Annotated in this window: 20 protein-coding genes; 13 read left to right on the top strand and 7 right to left on the bottom strand. The window is 69.7% G+C overall.

The genetic code is table 11. From position 1 onward, the window contains the following. Positions 1-69 precede the first annotated feature (69 nt). The 3 genes from QNO26_RS07550 to QNO26_RS07540 all read left to right on the top strand — a co-directional run bounded on the left by QNO26_RS07550 (position 70) and on the right by QNO26_RS07540 (position 3,350). On the top strand, positions 70-1,011 hold the full coding sequence (locus QNO26_RS07550; protein ID WP_257530874.1) for a proteasome assembly chaperone family protein: 942 nt from the start codon (positions 70-72) through the stop codon (positions 1,009-1,011). Positions 1,012-1,224: 213 nt separating this feature from the next. After that, positions 1,225-2,637 (top strand): RNA polymerase sigma factor, encoded by a 1,413-nt coding sequence (locus QNO26_RS07545; RefSeq protein WP_257530876.1) that lies wholly within the window; start codon positions 1,225-1,227, stop codon positions 2,635-2,637. A 14-nt stretch (positions 2,638-2,651) separates the two neighbouring features. Next, the gene (locus tag QNO26_RS07540) at positions 2,652-3,350 is read left to right on the top strand and encodes a coenzyme F420-0:L-glutamate ligase (protein ID WP_257531720.1); all 699 of its coding nucleotides are present in this window, start codon (positions 2,652-2,654) and stop codon (positions 3,348-3,350) included. A gap of 63 nt (positions 3,351-3,413) precedes the next feature. On the opposite strand, the gene QNO26_RS07535 is transcribed toward QNO26_RS07540, so the two are convergent. Together QNO26_RS07535 and QNO26_RS07530 are read right to left on the bottom strand one after the other, a co-directional pair. After that, entirely contained in the window at positions 3,414-4,439 is a 1,026-nt protein-coding gene (locus QNO26_RS07535) for a sugar-transfer associated ATP-grasp domain-containing protein (RefSeq protein WP_257638380.1), read from the bottom strand. A gap of 79 nt (positions 4,440-4,518) precedes the next feature. Continuing rightward, positions 4,519-4,743, bottom strand: a complete 225-nt coding sequence (locus QNO26_RS07530) for a DUF7455 domain-containing protein (RefSeq protein WP_257530880.1) — start codon at positions 4,741-4,743, stop codon at positions 4,519-4,521. 196 nt (positions 4,744-4,939) lie between these two features. Between QNO26_RS07530 and QNO26_RS07525 the strand changes: the two genes are divergently transcribed. Next, positions 4,940-7,021 (top strand): DNA gyrase/topoisomerase IV subunit B, encoded by a 2,082-nt coding sequence (locus QNO26_RS07525; RefSeq protein ID WP_374679371.1) that lies wholly within the window; start codon positions 4,940-4,942, stop codon positions 7,019-7,021. A 302-nt stretch (positions 7,022-7,323) separates the two neighbouring features. Continuing rightward, positions 7,324-7,710 (top strand): hypothetical protein, encoded by a 387-nt coding sequence (locus tag QNO26_RS07520; protein ID WP_257638379.1) that lies wholly within the window; start codon positions 7,324-7,326, stop codon positions 7,708-7,710. A gap of 104 nt (positions 7,711-7,814) precedes the next feature. Here QNO26_RS07520 and QNO26_RS07515 read toward each other — a convergent pair whose 3' ends face one another. Both QNO26_RS07515 and QNO26_RS07510 read right to left on the bottom strand, forming a co-directional pair. Beyond that, positions 7,815-8,108 carry a GIY-YIG nuclease family protein gene (locus tag QNO26_RS07515; protein WP_257638378.1) on the bottom strand — a complete coding sequence of 98 codons (294 nt, stop codon included), beginning with the start codon at positions 8,106-8,108 and terminating at the stop codon, positions 7,815-7,817. Between the two features lie 281 nt (positions 8,109-8,389). Next, positions 8,390-10,858 (bottom strand): DNA gyrase/topoisomerase IV subunit A, encoded by a 2,469-nt coding sequence (locus tag QNO26_RS07510; protein WP_257530887.1) that lies wholly within the window; start codon positions 10,856-10,858, stop codon positions 8,390-8,392. A 70-nt stretch (positions 10,859-10,928) separates the two neighbouring features. Between QNO26_RS07510 and QNO26_RS07505 the strand changes: the two genes are divergently transcribed. Beyond that, a complete protein-coding gene (locus tag QNO26_RS07505) occupies positions 10,929-12,059 on the top strand; it encodes an alkaline phosphatase family protein (protein WP_257530889.1) in 1,131 nt (376 codons plus the stop codon). Here the strand turns inward: QNO26_RS07505 and sepH are convergent. Beyond that, positions 12,056-13,096 (bottom strand): septation protein SepH, encoded by a 1,041-nt coding sequence (sepH, locus tag QNO26_RS07500; protein WP_257530891.1) that lies wholly within the window; start codon positions 13,094-13,096, stop codon positions 12,056-12,058. The genes QNO26_RS07505 and sepH overlap by 4 nt on opposite strands. A gap of 221 nt (positions 13,097-13,317) precedes the next feature. Here sepH and QNO26_RS07495 point away from each other — a divergent pair, with 221 nt between their 5' ends. After that, positions 13,318-13,611 carry a DUF4193 domain-containing protein gene (locus tag QNO26_RS07495; protein ID WP_257530894.1) on the top strand — a complete coding sequence of 98 codons (294 nt, stop codon included), beginning with the start codon at positions 13,318-13,320 and terminating at the stop codon, positions 13,609-13,611. Positions 13,612-13,620: 9 nt separating this feature from the next. On the opposite strand, the gene QNO26_RS07490 is transcribed toward QNO26_RS07495, so the two are convergent. After that, a complete protein-coding gene (locus tag QNO26_RS07490) occupies positions 13,621-14,097 on the bottom strand; it encodes a DUF3093 domain-containing protein (RefSeq protein ID WP_257530895.1) in 477 nt (158 codons plus the stop codon). A gap of 12 nt (positions 14,098-14,109) precedes the next feature. Here QNO26_RS07490 and dut point away from each other — a divergent pair, with 12 nt between their 5' ends. The 6 genes from dut (at position 14,110) to pepN (ending at position 23,565) form a co-directional block, all read left to right on the top strand. Next, positions 14,110-14,562 (top strand): dUTP diphosphatase, encoded by a 453-nt coding sequence (gene dut, locus QNO26_RS07485; protein WP_257530897.1) that lies wholly within the window; start codon positions 14,110-14,112, stop codon positions 14,560-14,562. Beyond that, complete coding sequence (locus QNO26_RS07480; RefSeq protein WP_257530899.1) at positions 14,559-15,161, top strand: DUF3710 domain-containing protein; 603 nt, start codon at positions 14,559-14,561, stop codon at positions 15,159-15,161. The genes dut and QNO26_RS07480 overlap by 4 nt, the downstream gene beginning before the upstream one ends. Then, complete coding sequence (locus QNO26_RS07475; protein ID WP_257530901.1) at positions 15,158-15,907, top strand: DUF3159 domain-containing protein; 750 nt, start codon at positions 15,158-15,160, stop codon at positions 15,905-15,907. Before QNO26_RS07480 ends, QNO26_RS07475 begins: the two co-directional genes overlap by 4 nt. 138 nt (positions 15,908-16,045) lie before the next feature. Beyond that, positions 16,046-18,913, top strand: a complete 2,868-nt coding sequence (locus tag QNO26_RS07470) for an aconitate hydratase (protein ID WP_257530903.1) — start codon at positions 16,046-16,048, stop codon at positions 18,911-18,913. Between the two features lie 107 nt (positions 18,914-19,020). Next, positions 19,021-21,000 (top strand): 1-deoxy-D-xylulose-5-phosphate synthase, encoded by a 1,980-nt coding sequence (gene dxs / locus QNO26_RS07465; protein ID WP_257530905.1) that lies wholly within the window; start codon positions 19,021-19,023, stop codon positions 20,998-21,000. A gap of 66 nt (positions 21,001-21,066) precedes the next feature. Next, positions 21,067-23,565: an aminopeptidase N gene (gene pepN / locus QNO26_RS07460; protein WP_257638377.1), complete on the top strand. Its 2,499-nt coding sequence runs from the start codon at positions 21,067-21,069 to the stop codon at positions 23,563-23,565. 276 nt (positions 23,566-23,841) lie between these two features. Here pepN and QNO26_RS07455 read toward each other — a convergent pair whose 3' ends face one another. After that, positions 23,842-25,995 carry a 3-hydroxyacyl-CoA dehydrogenase NAD-binding domain-containing protein gene (locus tag QNO26_RS07455; protein ID WP_257638376.1) on the bottom strand — a complete coding sequence of 718 codons (2,154 nt, stop codon included), beginning with the start codon at positions 25,993-25,995 and terminating at the stop codon, positions 23,842-23,844. Positions 25,996-25,998 lie beyond the last annotated feature (3 nt).

Below are 25,998 nucleotides of genomic sequence, written 5' to 3'. Positions count from 1 at the left end.
TTCGTCGTGTTCGCTGTCAGCGGGAGGCGCGGCGGCCGGGCCCGGTCGCACGCCTCGTAAAGTTGATGCATGCCCTATCCCGGACCTCTCTATGAGCGTGTCGCTTCGGCGCCGCCGGTGCCCGCGGGGCTGCCGATGGTCATCGCGCTCACCGGCTTCACCGATGCCGGCGGCGCCGTCGCCGGCGTGATCGAGCACATGCGCGCCGACCTCGACCCGGCACCGGTCATCTCGTTCTCCAACGACGCTCTGCTGGACTACCGCGCGCGCCGCCCGATCGTGTCCTTCCAGGGCGATCACCTCACCGACTACCGCGCGCCGCGGCTGGAGCTCTCGCTTGCCCACGACGCCGTCGGGCAGCCGTTCGTGCTGCTGGCCGGATACGAGCCCGACTTCGGCTGGGAGGCGTTCACCGAGACCGTGCTGGGTCTGGCCGAAGGGCTGGAGGTGTCCACCGTCACCTGGGTGCACGCCATCCCGATGCCCGTGCCGCACACCCGCCCGTTGGGTACCACCGTCAGCGGCACCCGGAGCGAGCTGACCGAAGCGCACTCGGTATGGAAGCCGCACACCCAGGTGCCGGCGACGATCGGCCATCTCCTCGAGTACCGCTTCGCCGAGTCCGGCAGTCAGGTGGCGGGCTTCGTTCTGCTGGTGCCGCATTACCTCGCCGACACCGAGTACCCCGCCGCTGCGCTGACCGCCCTCGACAGCCTCACCGTCGCGACCGGGCTCGTGTTCGACGGCGACGAGCTGCGGGAGGAGAACCGGGAGTTCGTCGAGAAGGTCACCGAGCAGGTCTCGGCGAGCGAAGAGCTCAGCCGCATGCTGCACGGGCTGGAAGAGCGGTACGACTCCTACATGGCCGGCTCCACGCTCGCGCAGCCGATCATCCACACCGGCGACCTTCCCAGCGCGGACGAGCTCGCCGCCGAACTCGAGCGCTTCCTCGCCACGCGGCCGCGCAGCGACGGCGACGACAAGAGCGCCGGCGGCGGCTTCGGCTCCTGACCGGGTCCGGTCCGAGCGGGAATGCGCGGCGGCGCGGCGGCGTTCGACTCTTGTGCGCGCCGTCGGGGTGCGTCAGGAACGTATGAGACAATGAAGGACCTGACCCGTTGTCGACCGATCGTGGCTCCCTCCGCGGAGACCCGGCGGACTTGACAAGGGTCTTACTAGTGTCCGAGAACCAACCGATGTTCATTCCTCGGTGAAAGGCGAAACGTGACGTCAGGCACGAAGACCACAACGCGCACCGGCGCAACCGCGGCGTCCGCGAACGCCGAGGCTGAGACCGACCAGACGACGACGTCCGCGGCCGCCGACACGCCTGCGAAGAAGGCCCCCGCGGCCAAGAAGGCGCCTGCGGCCAAGAAGGCGCCCGCGGCGAAGGCACCCGCCAAGAAGACCGCCGCGAAGGCGCCCGCCAAGAAGGCCACCGCCTCGAAGGCGAAGAGCGCGGGCGACGAGGTCGACGAGGAAGAGCTCGACGAGGTCGAGGTCGACGTCGAACTGGATGCCGATGCATCGGACGACGACGCCGCGGCCACGCCCTCGCGCACCAAGGCCAAGGTCGGCGACGACACGGCGAGCGATGACGACGACGACGATGACGACGAGAAGAAGAAGCCGGCGTTCACCGAGCCTCTTCCGACCGGCGCGATCGTCATCTCCTCGAGCGATGAGGACGACGTCCCCGTCTACTCGACGCAGATTACCGGCGCCACGGCCGATCCCGTCAAGGACTACCTGAAGCAGATCGGCAAGGTGCCGCTGCTGAACGCGGCCGAAGAGGTCGAGCTGGCGATGCGCATCGAGGCGGGACTGTTCGCCGAAGAGAAGCTGTCGCACATGTCGGCATCCGAGAAGTCGTCGCAGCTGGGCCTGGACCTGCAGTGGGTCGCCCGCGACGGCCAGCGTGCCAAGAGCCACCTGCTCGGCGCGAACCTGCGCCTGGTCGTCTCGCTGGCCAAGCGTTACACCGGTCGCGGCATGCAGTTCCTGGACCTCATCCAGGAGGGCAACCTGGGTCTGATCCGTGCGGTCGAGAAGTTCGACTACACCAAGGGCTTCAAGTTCTCCACGTACGCCACCTGGTGGATCCGTCAGGCGATCACCCGCGCCATGGCCGACCAGGCCCGCACCATCCGCATCCCGGTGCACATGGTCGAGGTCATCAACAAGCTCGCCCGCGTGCAGCGGCAGATGCTGCAGGACCTGGGCCGTGAGCCCACGCCCGAGGAGCTCAGCCGCGAACTGGACATGACGCCCGAGAAGGTCGTCGAGGTGCAGAAGTACGGTCGTGAGCCCATCTCGCTCCACACGCCTCTCGGTGAGGACGGCGACAGCGAGTTCGGTGACCTCATCGAGGACACCGAGGCGGTCGTGCCCGCAGACGCGGTCGGCTTCACCATGCTGCAGCGTCAGCTGGAGTCGCTGCTGGACTCGCTGTCGGAGCGCGAGGCGGGCGTCATCCGCATGCGCTTCGGACTCGGCGACGGCCAGCCGAAGACGCTCGACCAGATCGGTGACACCTTCGGCGTCACGCGTGAGCGCATCCGTCAGATCGAGTCGAAGACGATGGCGAAGCTGCGGCATCCGTCGCGTTCGCAGTCGCTGCGGGACTACCTCGAGTGATGGGCGACGTTCCGATGTCGGCTGTGCCCAACGACGGCAAGGCCCTCACCGTCACGGTGGAAGGCCGCACCTTCGAACGCATCCCGATCCGCACGCGCGTCGTGATGCCCGGAGACGACCTCGACACGTTCGTGCGGGAGTACGCCGCCGACGTGGTGCGCCCAGGCGATCTGCTGTTCGTCACGGAGAAGATCGTCGCGATCACGCAGGGCCGGTCGTATCCCATCGATTCGGTGAAGCCGCGCAAGCTCGCGACGTTCCTGTCGAAGTACGTCACCAAGACCTCGTACGGCATCGGTCTGGGCATGCCCGAGACGATGGAGATGGCGCTGCGCGAGTGCGGCACGCCGCGCATCCTGTTCGCCGCGGCTGTCGCCGCGGTGACCAAGGCGTTCGGCCGCAAGGGCGACTTCTACCGCATCGCCGGCGACAAGGCCCGCGCGATCGACGGACCGACGAGCGGCACGATCCCGCCGTACAACAAGGCGGTCGTGCTGGGTCCCGAGCGCCCACGCGAGGTCGCCGCACACCTGAAGCAGATGCTCGGCGGCACGGCCGACGTCGCGGTGGTCGACATCAACGACATCGGCGGCAACATCCTCGGGTCCACGCTGGACAAGGCCGCTGAGGCGCGTCTCGTGCGGATCCTGCGCGACAACCCGCTGGGGCAGGGGCATCAGTCCACCCCGCTGGGGATCGTCCGCAACGCCTGACCACGCCGACCGAAGAAGGCGGTCGCGAGAATCCTCTCGCGACCGCCTTCTTCGTGTCGCGGGTCAGAAGCCCATCGCGGCGCGGTAGCGCGGCAGGTGACCGTGGCGGATGCCGGTGGCGGTCGGCTTGTTCTCGAACACGCCCGCGCCCCAGTTGCCCTCCACGAGCAGTGGAGCATCCGGTCCGACGACGATGTCCCACCCGACGTACCGCACCTCGGGGATCACGAGTGCGACCTCGGTGATGAGTGCCCGCACCTCGTCCATCAGTGGCAGCTGGAAGTCGGCGATGCGGTAACCGGTCTCGGGATGCGTCTCGTAGAGGTGGCCGTGGATGTCGTACCCCTTGCCGAGGGCATGGCCGTTCTCGTCGAGCACCGTGTAGAAGCCCCCGAAACCGCCCTGGTCGCTGACCTCGCCGCGCCCGAACTTCTGCGCCATGTTGATGATCTCGACCGTTCCGTCATCCTTGACGAACGTGGTGACGCGCGTGGTGTTCACCGTGCCGGGGCAGGTCGCGGCGATGTCGGGGTGCTGCTCGATCTTCTCCTCGATCAGCACCTCGCCGGCGGCGAGTCGCTCGGCGTGGAATGCCTCCCAATCGGTCACCTCGGACGCGTAGAAGCGGCGGACCCCCAGACCTGACTTGCTCACGGGCACCTTGGCGATGAGCACGGGATGCCGCTCGGCGAACGCCTGGAGCTCGGCGGCGTTGCCGGGAACGAGTTCCAGCCACTCCCGGCCGAGGAAGCGGTCGAACCGCTTGTTGAAGTCCACCTTGTGGTGGAAGTGGTGCACGTACGCGGGGTCGTCGTAGCGGTTGGACAGTTCCAGAGCGAGGGGGCTGGTGACCCACGTCGCGCGCTCGGCCTTCGTGAGGATCGCGAAGTCGAACTCCAGGTAGTCGTTGAACCCGACCCGGTGTCGTGCCGCCGACCAGAGCATGTCCGCGAGCATCACGGGGTAGCTGCGTCCGTGCACCTTCGCCGTGAAGCGAGCCCGATCGGTCACCGAGGAGACGTCGATGCGGCGGGCGCGCTGCAGCAGAACGCGGAGACGGTGTTGGAGCGCGAGGCCACCAGAGGCCATGGATTGTCCTCCCTGGACGAAGAAAGCGGTGCCCCGCCAGTCTAGGCGGGGCACCGCAGGCGGCCGTGTCGGCCGATGGTCAGAGGGCGTCGGCCAGACGGGCCGTCTCGTCGTGCCAGCTGGTCGCCACAGCGCGCAGCTTCTCTTCGTACTTGCGACCGTGGTGGGCGCAGAACAGCAGTTCACTGCCGTTGACCTCGGCGGCGATGTACGCCTGCGCTCCGCAGGAGTCGCACCGGTCCGCCGCGGTCAGGCGGTAGTCGAGGACGGCGGTCTGGTCGGTCGGGGTCGATGTGATGCTCATCTCGGTGCCTCCTCGGGATGTCTCGCTACTGGTTGCAGACTCATCTCATACAACCACGCGGATGCCGGGATCATGCCGAGATCCGGGCACATTTCGCTGTGCGCGTACGATGCGGGTCGTCATTGGGTGCCTTCGTCATCCGACGCGTGTGTGTCGGCGAGGGCGCTGTCAGGGGCGGCGGATAGGCTTGAGGATTGTGACCGCCGAGTACTCCGCCCATCATCTCCAGGTGCTGGAGGGCCTCGAGGCCGTCCGTAAGCGCCCCGGCATGTACATCGGCTCGACCGACTCCCGTGGCCTCATGCACTGCCTCTGGGAGATCATCGACAACTCCGTCGACGAGGCCCTCGGAGGCCACGGCGACCGCATCGAGATCATCCTGTACGCCGACGGCAGCGTCGAGGTGCGTGACCGGGCGCGTGGCATCCCGGTCGACATCGAGCCGCGCACGGGCCTGTCGGGTGTCGAGGTCGTGCTCACCAAGCTGCACGCCGGCGGCAAGTTCGGCGGCGGCTCGTACGCGGCTTCGGGCGGCCTCCACGGTGTCGGTGCCTCGGTGGTCAACGCGCTGTCGGAGCGCCTCGACGTCGAGGTGGATCGGGGCGGCAAGACGTGGGCGATGTCGTTCCACCGGGGCGAGCCCGGGGTGTTCTCCGGCCCGACTCCCGACGCCGACTTCTCGCCGTTTCAGAACGCCAGCGAACTGCGCGTGGCCGGCAAGGCGCCGAAGGGTGTCACCGGCACGCGCATCCGGTACTGGGCGGACCGGCAGATCTTCACGAAGGATGCCGCCTTCAACCTCGACGAGCTCGTGCAGCGTGCCCGTCAGACGGCGTTCCTCGTCCCGGGCCTCGAGATCGTCATCCGTGACGAGCGCGCCGTGCCCGCGGGGGAGGAGCCGGTCGAGACCAGCTACCGCTTCGACGGGGGCATCTCCGAGTTCGCGGAGTTCCTGGCACCCGACGCGGCCGTCACCGACGTGTGGCGTCTGACCGGAACCGGCACGTTCACCGAGACGGTGCCCGTGCTGCAGCCGACCGGCGCGATGATCCCGACCGACGTCGAGCGGGAGTGCGTCGTGGACATCGCTCTGCGGTGGGGCACGGGCTACGACACGGTGACGCGCTCTTTCGTGAACATCATCGCCACCCCCAAGGGTGGCACGCACCAGCAGGGCTTCGAGCAGGGCCTGATGAAGGTGCTGCGCGCGCAGGTCGAGCAGAACTCCCGCCGCCTCAAGGTCGGCAACGACAAGCTGGAGAAGGACGACATCCTCGCCGGGCTGACTACTGTGCTCACGGTGCGGCTCGCCGAACCGCAGTTCGAGGGTCAGACCAAGGAGATCCTGGGCACGCCCGCGGTGCGCCAGATCGTCGCGAACGTCGTGACCCGCGAGCTGGCCGCCCGGTTCGCGTCGAGCAAGCGCGATGACAAGGCACAGACCGCGCTGGTGCTCGACAAGGTCGTCTCGGAGATGAAGGCGCGTATCTCGGCGCGCACCCACAAGGAGACCCAGCGGCGCAAGAACGCGCTGGAATCCTCGTCGCTCCCGGCCAAGCTCGCCGACTGCCGCACGAACGACGTGGAGCAGTCGGAGCTGTTCATCGTCGAGGGCGATTCGGCCCTCGGCACGGCCAAGCATGCGCGCAACAGCGAGTACCAGGCGCTGCTGCCGATCCGCGGCAAGATCCTCAACGTGCAGAAGGCGTCAGTGAGCGACATGCTCTCCAACGCCGAGTGCGCGGCGATCATCCAGGTGATCGGCGCCGGCTCCGGTCGCTCGTTCGACCTCGCCTCGGCGCGCTACGGCAAGATCATCCTGATGAGCGACGCCGACGTCGACGGCGCTCACATCCGTACGCTGCTGCTCACCCTGTTCTTCCGATACATGCGTCCGCTGATCGAGGAGGGCCGCGTCTACGCCGCCGTGCCGCCGCTGCACCGCGTCATCGTGATGAACCCCGGGTCGAAGCCGAACGAGACCATCTACACGTACAGCGAGGCCGAGCTGCACGCGCTGCTGGCCAAGCTCACCAAGTCTGGCAAGCGCTGGCAGGAGCCGATCCAGCGGTACAAGGGCCTCGGCGAGATGGATGCCGATCAGCTCGCGACCACCACGATGGACCGGGCCGGACGCACGCTGCGTCGCGTGCGCGTGCAGGACGCCGACGCGGCGAACAACGTCTTCCAACTGCTGATGGGCAGCGACGTCGCCCCGCGCCGCGAGTTCATCGTCGACTCCAGCGACCGACTCGCCCGCGAGCGCATCGACGCCTGACCCGTTCCGGTCGTTGAGCGAGCAACGGCCATGCCCGCCCACCGGTCGTTGAGCGAGCGCAGCGAGACGAAACGCCCGTGTCCGACCATCGGTCGTTGAGCGAGCGCAGCGAGACGAAACGCGCCGTGTCCGACCATCGGTCGTTGAGCGAGCGCAGCGAGCCGAAACGCGCCGTGTCCGCCCTCCGGTCGTTGAGCGAGCGCAGCGAGACGAAACGCCCGTGTCCGACCTCCGGTCGTTGAGCGAGCGCAGCGAGCCGAAACGCGCCGCGCCCAGCCGGCATCCGTCAATAGGGTGTGTCCATGCCCCTCAGCCCTGCCCGCATCCTCACTATCCGCCAGGGAGGCGTTCAGCCGACCGGGTCGTGGCTCTACATCTGGGTCGATACCCGCACGGGAGAGGTGGCCTACGTCGGCGCTACCGGCTTCGATCCCGAGTTGCGCGCGCATCTGCACCTGGAGAGCGACGATCCGCAGCTCGGACGCGTCCGGGCGACGGTGCCGGAGTACGCGCATCGGGATTTCGATGTCCTCGCCTGGGTGATCCCTGAGGGCGTCGACCGCCGGGCGGCGAAGGAGAACCTGATCTCGCGCCTGTCCGGGGGAGCTGAGGCGGCGGAAGAACCCGGAGATGTCACCGACTCGATCGTCCAGTCGCTGGAGGACTACCGCAGGCGGCTGAACCGGTGACGTGTCGCGGCCACTCCACCCCCGGTCGTTGAGCGAGCGCAGCGAGACGAAGCGGCTGGACGCACCCACCGGTCGTTGAGCGAGCGCAGCGAGACGAAACGCGGTCACCCTTTTCGCTCACGCCGCTCCCGCGCGCTCCAGCCGCGCACGGCATCAAGTCCGCCCGCCGCGAAGGCGAGGCGCTTCGCATGGCTCCACCCTTGGAGCCTCTTCTCCCATTGGAAGGCGTCTTCGATCCGGGCGAACTCGGCATACCAACGGAGGGTGACCGGAAGCCTGCGCCGCGTGTAGGCGGCGCCCTCGCCCGCCGCATGCTGCGCGAGGCGGCGCTCGAGGTCGATCGTGCTTCCGACGTAGAGCGTGCCGTCCGCGCATTCGAGCATGTACACGTGGGGCATGTCGTGACGGTACGCGGTTGCGGTGGGCTGCGAGACGCGGATTCCACAGGGTTCGGGGCGTCGTTTCGTCTCGCTGCGCTCGCTCAACGCACCGCGGGAGGGGTAGTGCACGTGTCGACGTTTCGTCTCGCTGCGCTCGGTCAACGGGCCGAGGGAGGGTGGGCACGGGCGTTTCGTCTCGCTGCGCCCGCTCAACGGGCCGCGGGAGGGTAGTGCACGGGCGTTTCGTCTCGCTGCGCTCGCTCAACGCACCGCGGGGTCTCGCAACGAACCGGGAGAAGTTAGGCGACGACGGTGCCCACTGCGCCCACGACGTCGGCCAACGGCTGACCTGACGCGTCTCGCTTGGCGCCGGGGTCGGGAAGCGCGCGGACGGCGCCGTCGGGTCCGACCGCGCGCGGCTCGACACCGACCCATGCGAGCGAGAGAGTGTCCTCGCCCTTCAAGAAGCGCTGCGCGCGCACACCGCCGGTCGCGCGACCCTTCGCGGGGTACTCGCTGAAGGCGGTCACTTTGCCGCTGCCGGCATCCGTGCCGGTGAGGGTCTGCGACGTGTCGGCGATCGTGATGACGACGGCCTCGTCTTCGCTGCCCGCGGCGACGGCCCCGAAGTAGACCACCTGCTGCTTGTCAGCGAGACGGATGCCGGCCATGCCGCCGGCCGTCCGCCCCTGCGGACGCACGGCGGCCGCGTCGAAGCGCAACAGTTGCGCGTCGGTTGTGACGAACACCAGGGTCGCGTCGTCGGGCGCGGGTGCGGCTCCGACGACGCGGTCGCCGGGTTTCAGCGCAATGATCTCGACGTCGTGCTTCGTGCCGATCTCGCTTGGAGACACGCGCTTGACGATGCCCTGCGCGGTGCCGAGCGCCACCGGAGGCTGATCGGTCAGCGGAACCAGTGCGACGACGTGCTCGCCGCCGGCAAGGCCCAGATACTGGTCGGCGCGCGTGCCGGCCGCCGGCTGCACGGAGTTGCCCGGGACCGAAGGCAGGTCGACGGGGGAGAAGCGCACGAGACGACCGGTGCTGGTGACGGCCCCGAGATCGCCGCGCGTGGTGGTGTCCACGCTCGAACGGATCGCATCGTGCTTGCTGCGTCGTGCCGGAGGAACGATGCCTCGGTTGGGGGCGTCCTCGGTGAGGTCGGCGCGCACCATGCGGCCGGTGGCCGTGAGGAACACCCGACACGGCGAATCCGCGATCTGCAGGTCGGCCGGGGCGGCCGCGCGCGAGCGCGCCGACACGGGCGGACCGCCGTTGAGCAGCAGCGTGCGACGCGGCGTGCCGTACGTCTCGGCCGCGGCGTCGAGTTCGCGGGCGACCTGCGCGCGCAGCAGCACGTCGCTGGCCAGCAGCTCCTCGAGGTGGGCGATCTCGGTCTTCAGCTGGTCGCGCTCGGCTTCGAGCTCGACGCGGGAGAACTTCGTCAGGCGGCGCAGTCGCAGCTCGAGGATGTACTCGGCCTGCGCCTGCGAGAGGTCGAACACATCCATGAGGCGGGTGCGAGCCTGGTCGCTGTCGTCGGACGCGCGGATGACCTGGATGACCTCGTCGATGTCGAGGATCGCGATCAGCAGTCCCTCCACGAGGTGGAGGCGCTCCTGGCGTCGGGCCAGACGGTAGCGGCTGCGGCGGGTGACGACGCGGATGCGGTGCTGCAGGTACACCTGCAGCAGCTCGCGCAGGCCGAGGGTCTGTGGCTGACCGTCGACGAGGGCGACGTTGTTGATGCCGAAGGAATCCTCCAGCGGCGTGAGTCGGTAGAGCTGGGCCAGCACCGCCTGCGGGTCGAAGCCGGTCTTGATGCCGATGACCAGCCGCAGGCCGTGATTGCGGTCGGTGAAGTCGGCGACGTCGGCGATGCCGGTGAGCTTCTTGGCGGTGACGGCGTCCTTGATCTTCTCGATCACGCGCTCCGGACCGACCATGTACGGCAGCTCGGTGACGACGAGGCCGGTGCGGCGGGGACCGAGCGATTCGATCGACACCTTGGCCCGCGTGCGGAACGTGCCGCGGCCGGTGGCGTAGGCATCCTTCACCCCGTCGAGCCCGACGATGACGCCGCCGCCGGGCAGGTCCGGCCCCGGCACGAACTCCATGAGCTCCTCGAGCGTGGCATCGGGGTTGTCCAGCAGATGCACGGCGGCGCCCACCACCTCGATGAGGTTATGGGGGGCCATGTTCGTGGCCATGCCGACGGCGATGCCGGTGGTGCCGTTGACGAGCAGGTTGGGGAACGCCGCAGCGAGCACCTCGGGCTGCTGGAACTGGCCGTCGTAGTTGGGGATGAAGTCGACGACGTCCTCGTCGAGGCTCTCGGTGAGGGCGAGGGCGGCCGGCGCGAGGCGGGCTTCGGTGTATCGGGCGGCGGCCGGTCCGTCGTCGAGGGAGCCAAAGTTGCCGTGGCCGTCGACGAGCGGAACGCGCAGCGCGAAGGGCTGTGCGAGGCGGACGAGGGCGTCGTAGATCGCGGTGTCGCCGTGCGGGTGCAGCTTTCCCATGACTTCGCCGACGACGCGGGCGCTCTTGACGTGGCCGCGGTCGGGGCGCAGGCCCATCTCGGCCATCTGGTAGAGGATGCGTCGCTGCACGGGCTTCAGGCCGTCGCGGGCGTCGGGCAGGGCGCGGGAGTAGATCACCGAGTAGGCGTACTCCAGGAACGAGCCCTGCATCTCGGTGGAGACGTCCACATCCTCGATGCGTTCGACGAGGGCGGCGGCGGGGGCGGGGTCTTTGCGCGATGCAGCCATGTACGGAGATGCGTCCTCGGGTGACGGGCGGGAGAAGTGGCCGCGCATCCCGTGTGGGAGACTGGCCGCGATGCCTCTCAGCCTACCCGCGGACCCGCCGAGCGCCCGAAGCCTCACCGGTGTCGTGCCCCACATGCTGGCCTCGCTGGACGGCGCAGACGACTGGCTGCCGCCGGCGTCGAGCGCGATCGTGTTCGTCATCGACGGCCTCGGCCGGGCCAACCTCGCCGCCCGCGCAGGTCACGCCCGGTACCTTGCCGGCGCGATGGCCAAGCGCGACATCGCGCACACCGTGTTCCCGAGTACGACGGCCGCGGCGCTGACGAGCCTGCTGACCGGTCGGAGTCCCGGCACCCACGGCATCGTCGGGTATCGGCTGCGCATCCCCGGCACCGACGAGGCGCCGAATCAGCTGAAGGGGTGGGAGACCCACGGCCTCGACCCGCTCACCTGGCAGCGGTCCGAGCCGCTCCTCGAGCGGGAGCACCGCGCCGGCCGGCCGTGCTTCGTGGTGACGCGCTCCGAGTACGCCGCGACCGGATTCACCGAGGCCATTCTCCGCGGCGGCCGCTTCGTGGGCGCCGACGATCTCGACGAACGTGTCGAACGCGCGGCAGAGCTTGCCGCCGATCACCCCGGCGCGCTGGTCTACCTCTACGCGCCCGAGCTCGACTCGCTCGGACACCGTCACGGCTGGGAGTCGGACGAGTGGTCCGCGGGGCTCGAACGGGTGGATGCCGCGGCCCGGCTGCTGACGCGGCGGGCGGCATCGGGGACCGGCGTGCTCGTCACCGCGGACCACGGCATGGTCGACGTCCCCCGGCACCGTCACCTGCTGCTGCAGGAGGGCGACGGACTGGTCGACGATGTGCGCGTCATCGCCGGCGAGCCGCGGATGCTGCACCTGTACGCGGAACCCGGCCGGGCCGACGCCGTGCTGGCGGCCTGGCAGGCGGCCGAGAGCGGACGCTCCTGGGTGATGGGGCGCGATGACGCCGTGCAGGCGGGCCTGTTCGGACCGACAGACTCCGAGGTGCTCCCGCGCATCGGCGACGTCCTCGTGGCGGCGCGCGCAGGCGTGGCGTACTACGACGACCGGGTGGCGGACAAAGGATCGCAGCGCATGGTCGGGCAGCACGGCTCGCTCACCGCGGAGGAGCGGATCGTGCCGCTCATCCGGTTGGGCGCGTACGCCGCCTAGGACTCTTCGGTGCGGGCGCCGAAGACGATCTCGTCCCACGACGGCATCGACGGCCGTCCGCCGCGGCGGCGTGTCCCCTCGGATGCCGGGCCGGAAGCGGGGTGCTCGTCCACGGTTTCCTGTGCGGGCGCCTGGCGGGACGGCTCGGCGTTGTCGAAGAGGGCGATGGGCGACGGCGAGGTCGACGACGGCTCGGGCTGCGTCGCGCCGGGGAGCGGCTCGCGCTGACCGCGACGGCGGCGCAGCGCCTCGAGCAGGTCGGCTGTCTCGGATGACGTCGTTACCGGCGCGTCGGGCGCGCGCTTGATCGCCGCGGACTGCACAGCCGGGGCCGTCGGGGTGCGCACGTCCGGCACCTCGAACTCTGCCTCGGGCTCGGCAGGGCGTCGCGGACCGAACGCGCCGCTGTCGAAGCGGGAGTCGTCCTTGCCCATCGGGTGGTCCAGTGCACGCAGCCTCGGGATGAGCCCCTCCGGCAGCGCGCCCTGGCGTGACAGCTGCGTCGCATCGCTGTTCTGCGGGGCGAGCGTGCTGCGTCGGGGGTCGAAGGTCCAGCGGGCGTCGTGGTCGACGTCGTTCGCGGTGAACTCGAGCTTGACGATCCAGCCCGTCTGCTCGCGCCAGCTCGTCCAACGCTCGCCCGCGGCACCGGCCTCGGCGAGCTTCGCGCGCACTGCGGCTCCAAAGGTCGGCTGCGCGTCGGGCTCGAGCTCACTGCCCACGAGCACCGGGACCGCCAGTGCCTGGCCGACGATGTGCTCGCGCTCGGCGAGCACCGGGCCTTCGTAGCGCTGCACGTCCTCGAGCCGTGCGCCCAGCAGTTCCGCCACCTCGGCGGCGGACATGCCCGAGCGGATGTGCGACTGGATCTCGCGCGGGCTGGCCTTGGGCGCGCGGCGTTCACCGTCGCGGTCTCGGCGAGCCTTGCGCAGTTCCGCGCGCAGCACGTCGTCGACGGGAAGGGCGAAACGCTCGCCCGTCTCGGTTGCGAGGACGAGCGTGCCGTCTTCGGTGCCGATCACCTTGAGCTGTTCCATGCGAAACACCCCTCCGAATCTGCCGTGGTGCCGCCCATGCTGTCACAGCACGACCCCCACACCCGGGAATACCCAGGGCGCGCCGCGAGTTTCACGCATCGCGATGGGAGCAGACCTGCGGATGTCCTGGGGGCATTTGCGAAAAGGGATCCCGTGATGCAAACTGTCGCCGCCCGATGGGCGATCACGCCCGCATGAACTGGAAGTAGAGACGCTCGAGAATGGCCACCGATTACGACGCACCGCGCAAGACCGAGGATGACAGCGAGTCGATTGAAGCGCTCAAGGAGCGTGTTCCCGACAAGCTCTCCGGCGCTGTCGACGTCGAGGACTCCGACAACCCGTCGGGGTTCGAGCTGCCGGGCGCCGATCTGTCCGACCTGGAGCTCGACGTCGTCGTGCTCCCGCCGCAGGAGGATGAGTTCACCTGTGCGAACTGCTTCCTGGTGAAGCACCGGTCGCAGATCGATCACGAGACGGCCGCAGGCGCCGTCTGCGTGGAGTGCTCGGCGTAACGACGCCGCTCAGACGCCCGGCCGCGCAGCGCGGATGATCGCGCTGAGGCGGTCGGGCGTTCTGCTTGACAGGACCCAGCAGGGGACGGGATCGCGAGGATCGTCGACGGGCACGCGCACGAGGCCGTCTATTCCGGGCCGCACGAGCATCCACGAACGCGGATCCAGTTCCGGCCCCCGCGCGCGGCGTGCGTCTTCGCCGACGAAGACGTCGGGATCGCCGAGGAACTGCAGCTCGATCTTCGCCTTGCCGGCGTACAGCCAGCCGTCGCGCACCTCGATCACGGGGGACAGCGCGAGCATGAGCGCGACAACCGCCACCGCCAGGATGCCGCCGACGATCAGGCCGACGGTCGGGTTGAAGGCGGTGAGCACCAGCGCCGCCATCGGCCCCACCACCGCGGCGCTGACCAGCGCCCAGAGTGAGGGGGTGAGCCGCTCGCGGTATGCGTATGCCGGGCGTGTGCCGGCCGCTGTCTTCTGCATTAGCCTCGTGGGGTGACCGATTCCGTGGACGTCCCCATTGTTGCATCCGTGGTGCCGGCGTTCGCGCACCCGGGTGACGCGGGCGCCGACCTGGTCGCCGCCGAGGCGGTGCGTCTCGAGCCCGGAGCCCGTGCCCTCGTCGGCACCGGTGTGCGCATCGCGCTGCCCGACGGCTACGCGGCGTTCGTCGTGCCGCGCAGCGGCCTGGCGGCCAAGCACGGCATCACGATCGTCAATGCGCCCGGAACCGTCGACGCGGGCTACCGCGGCGAGATCAAGGTCGCGCTGCTGAACACGGATGCCGGCGAGGCGTACGACGTCGCCGTGGGCGACCGCATCGCGCAGCTCATCGTCATGCCGGTGCCGCCGGTGCGGTTCATCCCCGTCGCGGAGCTGCCCGACAGCGTCCGCGGGGACGGCGGCTTCGGCTCCACGGGCTACCACAAGACAGGAACCCACGCATGACCGATCAGTCGCCGCAGGAGCAGCCGCCGCGCAAGGCGGGACCGGAGGACCGGGCGCAGATGGGGCCGTTCGACGAGTCCGAGGCCAATCCCGTCCGCCCTTACATCGACCTGGGCGGTATCAAGGTGCTGCCTCGCGAGGGCCTGAACCTCCGGCTCGAGGTCGAGGAGCAGACCAAGCGCATCGTCGCGGTCGGACTCGACTACGCCGACTCCACGTTGCAGGTGCAGCCCTTCGCGGCACCGCGCTCGAGCGGTCTGTGGGACGAGACCCGCGAGCAGATCCGTCAGCAGGTGCGTCAGCAGGGTGGCCGGGTCGAGGAGCGCGAGGGTCCCCTCGGGCCGGAACTGCTCGCCGAGGTGCCGGTGGTCGCCGGGGCCGACGGCGCGACGGGCATGCGCCTGGCGCGTTTCGTCGGGGTCGACGGGCCGCGTTGGTTCCTGCGCGGCGTGATCGGCGGCGCCGCGACCTCGGACACCGAGGCGGCAGCGCGGGTGGAGGACCTCTTCCGCTCTCTCGTCGTCGTGCGCGGCGGAACACCGATGCCCCCGCGCGACCTGATTCCGCTGAAGATGCCGGCGACGCCGGGCAGCGCGTGACGACCCCGGCCGACGATCCGCGCGACGACGCGCTCGAGCCTCCGGAGCCGCGCGCGAGCGACGTCCTCGGGCAGGCGCTCAGCGGGGCTGCGCGTCGCGCGGGGCTGGACCCGACCGATGACCGACCCACGGGCCACGTCGTATGGCGCGCCATGGGCGGCTGGCGTGGCGTGCTGGAATCGGTGCTGCCCGGTCTGGTCTTCGTCGTCGCCTACACCCTCACCATCGACCGGGCCACGGGCGAAGCGAATCTGCCGCTGAGTCTGGGCCTCTCCGTCGGCCTCGCCCTGGTGTTCACGGTGGTGCGGCTGGTGCAGCGCACCCCGCCATCAGCAGCCATCGGCGGGCTCATCGCGACCGCGGTCGCCGCCGGCCTTGCCCTGCTGACCGGCCGCGGCGAGGACAACTTCATCCCGGGCTTCATCACCAACGCCGCGTACGGCACCGCCCTGCTCGTCTCCGCGCTCATCGGCTGGTCGCTCATCGGCCTCGCCGCCGGGTACCTGATGGGGGAGGGCGCCGCCTGGCGGCGGGATCCCCGAAAACGGCGCGTGTTCTTCTGGCTCGCGATCGCGTGGGCGATGCTCTTCTACGCGCGGCTCGCCGTGCAGTTCCCGCTCTACCTCGCCGGCGATGTCGCCACCCTCGGCACGCTCAAGCTCGTCATGGGGCTGCCGCTGTTCGCGCCACTCGTGGCGGTGACGTGGCTCGCCGCGCGCGCTCTCTACCGCCGCCCACCGGAGTGATACATTTATCTTGATATCAAGATAAATTCGCACCCCGGCAGAGTTAGGTGGGCCTCACTAGCCCGGCCCTCCGCCCCGGGGGAAGATGGAGCACGGGCGTGATCACGCCCCCTCCCGCGGCCGACGAAGGAGACACGCGTGTCCAGTGTTGACAGCTTCGGTGCCAAGAGCACCCTGACAGTCGGCAGCACCGACTATGAGATCTTCCGCATCGAGACGGTGCCGGGGTACGAAAAGCTCCCGTTCAGCCTCAAGGTGCTGCTCGAGAACCTGCTGCGCACCGAGGACGGCGCGAACGTCACCAAGGAGCAGATCCAGGCTCTCGGCTCCTGGGACCCCGACGCCCAGCCCGACACCGAGATCCAGTTCACGCCCGCCCGTGTGGTCATGCAGGACTTCACCGGTGTGCCCTGCATCGTCGACCTCGCGACCATGCGTGAGGCCGTCACGGCGCTCGGCGGCGACCCGAACAAGATCAACCCGCTGTCGCCTGCTGAGATGGTCATCGACCACTCCGTCATCGCCGACCTGTTCGGCACCCCGAACGCGCTCGAGCGCAACGTCGAGATCGAGTACGAGCGCAACGGCGAGCGCTACCAGTTCCTGCGCTGGGGACAGACCGCGTTCAACGACTTCAAGGTCGTCCCGCCGGGAACCGGCATCGTGCACCAGGTCAACATCGAGCACCTCGCCAAGGTCGTCTACGACCGCGAGGTCGACGGCGTGCTGCGCGCTTACCCCGACACCTGTGTGGGCACCGACTCGCACACCACGATGGTCAACGGCCTGGGCGTGCTCGGCTGGGGCGTCGGCGGCATCGAGGCCGAGGCCGCGATGCTCGGCCAGCCCGTGTCGATGCTGATCCCGCGGGTGGTCGGCTTCAAGCTCACCGGGGAGATCCCCGCCGGCGTGACCGCCACCGACGTGGTGCTCACGATCACCGACATGCTGCGCAAGCACGGGGTGGTCGGCAAGTTCGTGGAGTTCTACGGCGCCGGCGTCGCATCGGTTCCGCTGGCCAACCGCGCCACCATCGGCAACATGAGCCCCGAGTTCGGCTCGACCGCCGCGATCTTCCCGATCGACGACGTCACGCTGGACTACCTGCGCCTGACAGGCCGCCCGGAGGAGACCGTGGCACTGGTCGAGGCGTACGCCAAGGAGCAGTCGCTGTGGCACGACGCCGACCGCGAGCCGAGCTTCAGCGAGTACATGGAGCTCGACCTGTCCACCGTGGTCCCCTCCATCGCCGGGCCCAAGCGCCCGCAGGACCGCATCCTGCTGTCCGAGGCGAAGAACCAGTTCCAGAAGGACATCCTCAACTACACCGACACGACCGTCGAGGACGCCGTCGAGGTCGAGGGCACGTTCCCGGCCTCCGACCCCGGCACCGCGCCCGGCGTCGAGCACGAGACCGTGTCCGTCGGCGGTGTCTCGCACCAGCACGAGGACCAGCACGCCGAGTCCGCCCTGCTCTTCAGCGGCTCCACCCACCCGGCATCCAACCCGGTCAAGGTGACGCCCCCGGAGGGTTCGCCGTACCTGCTGGACAACGGTGCGGTGACGCTCGCGGCCATCACGTCGTGCACCAACACGTCGAACCCGTCCGTCATGATCGCGGCCGGCCTTCTCGCCCGCAAGGCGCGTGAGAAGGGTCTCAAGCAGAAGCCCTGGGTCAAGACCACGCTCGGCCCGGGCTCGAAGGTCGTGACGGACTACTACGAGAAGTCGGGTCTGGACAAGGACCTCGAGGGCCTCGGCTTCTACACCGTCGGCTACGGCTGCACGATCTGCATCGGCAACTCGGGCCCGCTCATCGACGAGGTCTCGCAGGCGGTCAACGACAACGACCTCGCGGTGACCGCGGTGCTCTCGGGCAACCGCAACTTCGAGGGCCGCATCAGCCCCGACGTGAAGATGAACTACCTCGCCTCGCCGCCCCTGGTGGTCGCGTACGCGCTGGCCGGCTCGATGAACTTCGACTTCGAGACCGACCCGCTCGGTAAGGACAGCGACGGCAACGACGTGTTCCTCAAGGACATCTGGCCCGCCACCGACGAGGTGCAGGAGATCATCGACTCCTCGATCTCGCGCGAGCAGTTCATCAAGCAGTACGCGACCGTCTTCGACGGCGACGAGCGCTGGCAGACCCTGCCCACGCCGACCGGCCCCATCTTCGAGTGGGACGAGGAGTCGACCTACGTGCGCAAGGCGCCCTACTTCGACGGCATGTCGATGGAGCTGACGCCGGTCGCGGACATCACCGGAGCCCGCGTCATGGCGGCGCTGGGAGACTCGGTCACGACCGACCACATCAGCCCTGCGGGCAACATCAAGGTGGGCACGCCCGCGGCGCAGTACCTCGCCGATCACGGCGTGGCGCAGAAGGACTTCAACTCCTACGGCTCGCGCCGCGGGAACCACGAGGTCATGATCCGCGGCACGTTCGCGAACATCCGCCTGAAGAACGAGCTGGTCGCCGCCGTCAACGACGGCAAGGTGGTCGAGGGCGGGTACACCCGCGACTTCACCCAGCCCGGTGGTCCGCAGTCCTACATCTTCGACGCGTGCATGAACTACCAGGCGCAGCAGACCCCGCTCGTCGTCTTCGGCGGCAAGGAGTACGGCTCGGGATCGTCGCGGGACTGGGCGGCCAAGGGCACGAGCCTGCTGGGCGTCAAGGCCGTCATCACCGAGAGCTTCGAGCGCATCCACCGCTCGAACCTGATCGGCATGGGCGTCGTGCCGCTGCAGTTCCCGGCCGGCGAGAGCTGGAAGTCGCTGGGGCTGGACGGGACCGAGATCATCTCGATCACCGGCCTGGAGAAGCTCAACGAGGGCGTCACGCCCAAGACGGTGCGCGTCGTCGCCGAGCCGAGCGAGTTCTCGCCCGAGGGCAAGCAGACGATCGAGTTCGACGCGATCGTGCGCATCGACACCCCCGGTGAGGCGGACTACTACCGCAACGGCGGCATCCTGCAGTACGTGCTGCGCAGCCTGGTCTGACTGACCGGGAACAGGCCCGGAGCCCCACGGCTCCGGGCCTGTTCCCATCCCTCTCCCGGCAGGCGCGGGTAGAGTGGGCACCCCGTCCGAAGACAGGAAGAGGACCGATGTCGTTGCTTGATTCGGTGGACGGCCCGCGCGATCTGGACCGCCTCACCCCCGCCGAACTCGACGAGCTGGCCGGGGAGATCCGCCAGTTCCTCATCGACAACGTCTCACGCACCGGCGGTCATCTGGGTCCCAACCTCGGGGTGGTCGAGCTCACCCTCGCCATCCACCGCGTGTTCCGCTCGCCGGACGACCCGATCATCTTCGACACCGGCCACCAGTCCTACGTGCACAAGCTGCTCACGGGGCGCAAGGACTTCTCGATGCTGCGCTCCCGTGGCGGCCTGGCCGGCTACCCGCAGCGCAGCGAGAGCCCGCACGATGTCGTGGAGTCCTCCCACGCATCCAGCTCTTTGAGCTGGGCCGACGGCATCTCCCGGGCGCTGACCCGCACCGGCCGGCACGACCGGCACGTGGTCGCGGTCGTCGGCGACGGCGCCCTCACCGGTGGCATGACGTGGGAGGCGCTCAACAACATCACCGACGACAACGACCGCAACCTGGTCATCATCGTCAACGACAACGGGCGCTCCTACGCCCCGACGATCGGCGGCATGGCGCGTTACCTCAACCGCGTGCGCACCGCCGAGACCTACCGCACGCTGCACCGCGGCTCGGCATCGCTGTCCCGCCGCCTCGGTCCCGCCGCCCGCGCGTTCTATCGCGGCGTCCGCGGTGGAACCCATGGCTTCTTGTCGCGCTTCGTCAACAACGTCGCGCTGTACTCCAATCTCGACATCAAGTACCTCGGTCCCGTCGACGGGCACGACATGGAGTCGCTGCTGGAGACGCTGGAGCTGGCGAAGTCGTACGGCGCACCGGTGATCGTGCACGCCATCACGGAGAAGGGCCGCGGCTACGCCCCTGCGCGCAGCGACGAGGCGGACCAGTTCCACGCGGTCGGCCGCATCGACCCGATCACCGGCGAGGCGATCGGCGGCGCCGGATCCGGCTCCTGGACCGACGTGTTCTCCGAGGAGCTCGTGGCCGCAGGGGAGCGGCGCGAGGACATCATCGCGATGACCGCTGCGATGCTGCGCCCCACCGGGCTGCTGCCCTTCGCGCAACGGTTCCCGGATCGGGTCTACGACGTGGGCATCGCCGAGCAGCACGCGGTGGCCTCGGCCGCCGGTCTCGCGTACGGCGGCCTGCATCCGGTGGTCGCCCTCTACGCCACCTTCATGAACCGCGCCTTCGACCAGGTGCTGATGGATGTCGCCCTGCACAAGGCGGGGGTGACGTTCGTGCTCGACCGTGCCGGCGTGACGGGGCCGGACGGCCCGAGCCATCACGGCGTCTGGGACCTGGCGATGCTGCAGCTGGTGCCGCACATCCGCATAGCCGTGCCGCGCGACGCCGAGCGGCTGCGCGAGGAGTTCCGCGAGGCCATCGCCGTCGAGGACGCACCGACCGTCGTGCGCTTCCCCAAGGGATCCGTCGGGGCGGATCTCCCCGCCATCGAGCGCCTCGAGGACGGCGTGGACGTGCTCGCCCGCGACGGCGCCGAGGACGTGCTGCTGGTGGGCATCGGGCCCATGGCGCACTTGGCGATGGACGTCGCCGTGCGGCTGCGCGCGCAGGGCATCGGCGCCACGGTCATCGACCCGCGCTGGGTCGTGCCCGTGCAGCCCTCGGTCGTGAGCCTCGCCGCCGCCCACCGTCTTGTGATCACGCTCGAAGACGGCATCCGTGTCGGCGGCATCGGCACGCGCGTGCGGCAGGTGCTGCGTGAGGCGGGCGTGGACACCGCCGTGGATGAGCTCGGCCTGCCGGACGAGTTCATCGACCACGCCAGCAGGGAGCAGATCCTCGCCGACGCCGGACTGAGCGCGGCGAAGATCGCGCAGGACGTCGTGTCGCAGGTGCTCGGCATCCGGGTGCCGGTGGCGCGCCCGCACGCCGAGTCGGGTACCGCCTGGTCGGCGGAGGCCGCCGCGGCGCACGACCGAGTGCCCCCGGGGGCCGACGACCGCGGCTGAGCGGTCCGCCGCATGACTCCGCGCGCTCCGGCGGGCCAGGTCCGCGAGGCGTGAAAGCATGGAGGGATGAGCACCGCCAACCTCTCCCGCGACGAGACCGCTGCCCGTTCCGCGGCGGTGACCGTGCATGACATCCGGGTCGAGCTCGACCTCACGGGCGCCGTAGATGCCGACCGCACGGGCTTCCCGACCGTCAGCGAGCTGACGTTCGAGGCCCGCACCGACGAGACATGGGTCGACTTCCTCGGGGAAGCCGTCGAGCGGGTCGAGGTCAACGGCGTGTCCGTGCCGGTGGACTGGGACGGTGCGCGCATCCGCCTCACCGGGCTGGCACCGCAGAACCGGGTGCGCATCGTCGCGCGCGGAGCGTATAGCCGGTCGGGGGAGGGGCTGCACCGGTTCGTCGACCCCGTCGACGGTGAGACCTATCTCTACACGCAGTACGAGCCCGCCGACTCGCGACGCGTGATGGCGTGCTTCGAACAGCCCGACATGAAGGCGCGGTACACCTTCGTCGTCACTGCGCCCGCGGGATGGCACGTCCTCTCGAACCAACCTGCTGTCGAGTCATCGACGGATGCCGGCGCGCAGCGCGTGCGCTTCGCCCCGACCCCGCCGCTGTCGTCGTACATCACCGCCGTGGCGGCCGGTCCGTACCAACGGGTCGATGGCGCGTGGCAGCGTGACGCCCAGACGATCGACCTCGGTGTGCTCTGCCGTCGGTCGCTGGCCGCGCACCTCGACACGGACGAGATCATCGAGGTGACCCGGCAGGGACTGGACTTCTTCACCGACGCGTTCGCCTTCCCCTACCCGTGGGGCAAGTACGACCAGATCTTCGTGCCCGAGTACAACCTCGGCGCCATGGAGAACCCCGGGCTCGTCACCTTCACCGAGGCGTATGTGTTCCGCGGCGCCGCCACCGTCGCGCAGCGCGAGGGCAGGGCGAACACGATCCTGCACGAGATGGCGCACATGTGGTTCGGCGACCTCGTGACGATGCAGTGGTGGGACGACCTGTGGCTGAAGGAGTCGTTCGCCGATTACATGGGCGCCCACGCGGCCGTCGCCGTCACCCGCTTCACCGACGCGTGGGTCACGTTCGCCGCGCGGCGCAAGGCCTGGGCCTACCAGCAGGACCAGCTGCCGACCACCCACCCGATCGTGGCGGATATCCCCGACCTCGAAGCGGCCAAGCTCAACTTCGACGGCATCACCTACGCCAAGGGCGCGGCGGTGCTCAAGCAGCTCGTCGCGTTCGTGGGCGAGGAAGCCTTCTTCGAGGGTGCGCGGCGCTACTTCGCCGCGCACGCCTTCGGAAACACCACGCTCGACGATCTGCTCACCGAACTCGAGGCCGCGTCCGGCCGCGACCTGCGCGCGTGGTCGCGGGCGTGGTTGCAGACCACCGGACTGCCCACGGTGCGCGTGGACCGGCATCCGTTGGCCGTCGTGCAGGACATGGACCGGCCGCATCGGATGCGGGTGGGATTCTATGCCTTCGAGGGCGAACGGCTCACCCGCGTGGAGGCCGCCGAGGTGGACGTCGTGGGGGAGCACACCCCCATCGCCGCATCGGAGGTCTCGGAAGCCGACCTCATCGTGCCGAACGACGACGATCGCTCCTACGCGAAGGAGCGGCTGGACGCGCGGTCGGTGGATGCCGTCGAACGCGGCCTCGCCACCATCGAGGATGCGGTCACGCGGGGAGTGATCTGGGCGACGCTGTGGAACGCGACGCGCGACGGGGAGCTCGCCGCCGAGCGGTTCCTCCGGATCGCCGTCCGGCACGCCGCGGGGGAGACGAACGCGGCGCTCATGGCCGACGTGCACGCGCGCGCCCTGTTCACGCTGACGCATTACGTCCCTGCCGACCGGCGGGACGCCGCGGCATCCGCATGGCTTCAGGCGTGCTGGGACGCGATGCTCGCCGCCGAGCCCGGTTCTGATGCGCAGCTGTCGTGGGCGCGCGCGCTCGGCGCGGCGGCGGAGTTCAGCGACGCCCGCGCCGACGACCTGCGTGCGCTGCTGGCCGGGACGACGCCGCCGCCGGCGGGGCTCCGGCTGGATCCGGACCTGCGCTGGTCCTGGTGGCTGGCGCTGTCGGCCACGGGCCACGCGCAGGAGCCGGACATCGTCGCCGAGTACGCCCGCGATGCCACGGCCACGGGCGCCACGGCACGGATCGCCGCGCTGGCCGCGCGTCCCTCCTCGCACGTGCGCGTGGCGGCGTGGCACGCCGCATGGGACGACGCCTCGCTCACGAACGATCACCTGAGCGCGACGATCCGCGGCGCCAGGGCGGGCGGGCGGAACGACCTCCTCGAGTCCGTCGCGGACGGCTACTTCGACCGCATCCTGGAGGTCTGGTCCACGCGGAGCATCGAGATCGCCGCGCGCCTCGTGCGGGGTCTGTTCCCCGACGGCGAGACGACGGATGCCGTGGACGCCTGGCTCGCCGCGCACCGCGACGCTCCCGGCGCGCTCCGCCGCATCGTGGTCGAGCAGCGCGATCACCTCGCCCGCGACCTCCGCGTCCGTTCCGTGCAGGCCGACCTGGTCTGACCGGCCGCGCACGGCCCCGCCGACGCGGCCGCGCGCCCCCTTGCGTGCCGCGCGTGCACAACCTCGGAAGAGCGTGCGGTTCCGCCTGGCGACCGCAGCTGTCGCGGGTGTTCCCGCGCCGATCCCCGTCGTTGTGCACGCGCACCCGCGGAGCCGCCGCCGCTGTGCACGCGGCGGCGCGACGAGCCCGTCGCCCTGCAGGGAGCACAGGGACAGGGGCGCACACGCGAAGACGGCCCCGAGCCGAAGCCCGGGGCCGTCCTGCGGGCAGCCGCGTCAGCGGTGCGCGATGCCTCGGATCGGCGGGTGGTGGAACGTGTCGCCGAACACGCGCTCCGACGCGCCCTCGCGGTCGAGGTACGGCGAGGCGCCGCCGTCGATGAACGGCCAGCCGGCGCCGAGGATGAGGCACAGGTCGATGTCCTCGACCTCCGGTACCACTTCGTCGTCCAGCATGATGCGGATCTCCTGCGCCAGACCGTCCTGCACGCGGCGGAGGATCTCGTCGGGGGATGCCGGCGAGGAGCCGATGGCGCCCTTGAGCACCTTCTCAGCCTGCTTCGTCCAGCCGGAGACGCGCCCGCCCTTGTCCTTCTCCACCACGGCTTCCAGCTGCGCGAGAGCGTGGAAGTTCTCGTTGGCGTAGAACCGGTCGGGGAAGGCGGCGACCATGGTGTCCTGCACGTGGGCCGCGACTTTCCAGCCGACCAGATCGATCAGCTGGAACGGTGTCATCGGCAGGCCGAGCGGGGCGAAGGCCTTCTCCACCGTCATCAGGGGAGTGCCCTCGTAGACGGCGCGGGCCGCCTCGCCCATCACCTTGGCGAGCAGGCGGTTCACGACGAACCCGGGGGCGTCGGCGGTGAGCACAGCGTTCTTGCCCAGTCCCTTGGCGACGACGAACGCCGTCGACAGTGCGGCGTCGGCGGTGTGCGGGGTCTTCACGATCTCGATGAGCGGCATGACCGCCACCGGGTTGAAGAAGTGGAACCCGACCAGGCGCTCGGGGTGGGCGAGGGTCGCGCCGATCTCCTCCACCGACAGCGAGGAGGTGTTGGTGGCGAGGATGGCGTCCTCGGCGATGATCTTCTCGATCTCGCCGAACACCTGCTGCTTGACACCGAGCTCCTCGAACACCGCCTCGATGACGAAGTCGCAGTCGGCGAACTCGGTCTTGTCGGTCGTGCCGCGCACGAGCGCGCGCAGCCGGTTCGCCGCGTCGGCGTCGAGTCGACCCTTCGCCTCGAGCTTGCCGATCTCCTCGTGGATGTACGCCACACCCTTGTCCACGCGCGCCTGGTCGAGGTCGGTGATGAGCACCGGCACCTGCAGGCGACGCACGAACAGCAGGGCGAACTGGCTCGCCATGAGCCCGGCACCGATGATGCCGACCTTCGTGACCTTCTTGGCCAGCTGCTTGTCGGGCGCGCCCACGGGGCGCTTGGCACGCTTCTGCACGAGATCGAACGCGTACATGGATGCCGCGAACTGGTCGCCGGTGATGAGCTCGGCCAGTGCCTCGTCCTCGCGGGCGAAGCCCTCGGCCTTGGTGCCGCTCTTCGCCTTGTCCAGCAGGTCCAGTGCGACGTACGGCGAGCGCGGGACGGTGCCGATCTTCGACTCGAGCATGCCCCGGGCCATCTTGATCGCGATGGGCCACTTGGTGAGGCGCTCCATCTTGCCCGGCTCGTTCTTGCGGGTGACCTTCACCGAGCCGGCGAGCACGCCGTCTGCCCACTGCAGCGAGTTCTCGAGGTAGTTCGCCGCCGGGAAGATGGCGTCCATGATGCCGAGGTCGAACGCCTGCTGCGGCTTGAGCATGCGGTTCTGCTTGAGCGGGTTGGAGATGACGACCTCGAGGGCGTTCTCGATGCCGATCAGGTTCGGCAGCAGGTAGGCGCCGCCCCAGCCGGGGATGATCCCGAGGAAGACCTCGGGAAGCGCGATCGCCGCGGCCGACGCGTCGACGGTGCGGTAGGTGGAGTTCAGCGCGATCTCGAGCCCGCCGCCGAGCGCCAGTCCGTTCACGAAGGCGAACGAGGGGACGCCGAGGTCGCCCAGGGCGCCGATCACCTTGTGGCCGAACTGCGCGACCAGGCGCGCGTCGTCCTTGGAGCCGAGACGGGAGATGTCGGACAGGTCGGCGCCGGCGGCGAGGATGTACTGCTTGCCGGTGATGCCCACCGCCTGGATCTCTCCGGCGGCCGCGCGCGCCGTGAGACCGGCGAGGGTCTCACCGAGCTCCGCGAGGGTGGCCGGGCCCAGGGTGTTGGGCCGGTTGTGGTCGCGCCCGTTGTCGAGCGTGATCAGGGCGAGCACCCTGCCGCTGGGCAGCGTGATGTCGCGCACGGGCGAGTGCGTGACGACCTCGCCGTCGGTCGCTGCGGGGGAGAGGATCGGGGAGAAGTCGATCGATTCGTAATCGGTCATCGC

It is taken from the genome of Microbacterium sp. zg-Y1090 (assembly GCF_030246945.1).
Taxonomy (GTDB): Bacteria; Actinomycetota; Actinomycetes; order Actinomycetales; family Microbacteriaceae; genus Microbacterium; species Microbacterium wangruii.
This window is presented reverse-complemented; position numbering and strand designations above follow the sequence as displayed.

Bases quoted from the DNA above. Each gene is read 5' to 3' on its own strand.
- QNO26_RS07550 (WP_257530874.1), top strand. From the start codon at position 70: ATGCCCTATCCCGGACCTCTCTATGAGCGTGTCGCTTCGGCGCCGCCG.
- QNO26_RS07540 (WP_257531720.1), top strand. From the start codon at position 2,652: ATGTCGGCTGTGCCCAACGACGGCAAGGCCCTCACCGTCACGGTGGAA.
- QNO26_RS07535 (WP_257638380.1), bottom strand. From the start codon at position 4,439: ATGGCCTCTGGTGGCCTCGCGCTCCAACACCGTCTCCGCGTTCTGCTG.
- QNO26_RS07530 (WP_257530880.1), bottom strand. From the start codon at position 4,743: ATGAGCATCACATCGACCCCGACCGACCAGACCGCCGTCCTCGACTAC.
- QNO26_RS07520 (WP_257638379.1), top strand. From the start codon at position 7,324: ATGCCCCTCAGCCCTGCCCGCATCCTCACTATCCGCCAGGGAGGCGTT.
- QNO26_RS07515 (WP_257638378.1), bottom strand. From the start codon at position 8,108: ATGCCCCACGTGTACATGCTCGAATGCGCGGACGGCACGCTCTACGTC.
- QNO26_RS07510 (WP_257530887.1), bottom strand. From the start codon at position 10,858: ATGGCTGCATCGCGCAAAGACCCCGCCCCCGCCGCCGCCCTCGTCGAA.
- QNO26_RS07505 (WP_257530889.1), top strand. From the start codon at position 10,929: ATGCCTCTCAGCCTACCCGCGGACCCGCCGAGCGCCCGAAGCCTCACC.
- sepH (WP_257530891.1), bottom strand. From the start codon at position 13,096: ATGGAACAGCTCAAGGTGATCGGCACCGAAGACGGCACGCTCGTCCTC.
- QNO26_RS07495 (WP_257530894.1), top strand. From the start codon at position 13,318: ATGGCCACCGATTACGACGCACCGCGCAAGACCGAGGATGACAGCGAG.
- QNO26_RS07490 (WP_257530895.1), bottom strand. From the start codon at position 14,097: ATGCAGAAGACAGCGGCCGGCACACGCCCGGCATACGCATACCGCGAG.
- QNO26_RS07480 (WP_257530899.1), top strand. From the start codon at position 14,559: ATGACCGATCAGTCGCCGCAGGAGCAGCCGCCGCGCAAGGCGGGACCG.
- dxs (WP_257530905.1), top strand. From the start codon at position 19,021: ATGTCGTTGCTTGATTCGGTGGACGGCCCGCGCGATCTGGACCGCCTC.
- pepN (WP_257638377.1), top strand. From the start codon at position 21,067: ATGAGCACCGCCAACCTCTCCCGCGACGAGACCGCTGCCCGTTCCGCG.
- QNO26_RS07455 (WP_257638376.1), bottom strand. From the start codon at position 25,995: ATGACCGATTACGAATCGATCGACTTCTCCCCGATCCTCTCCCCCGCA.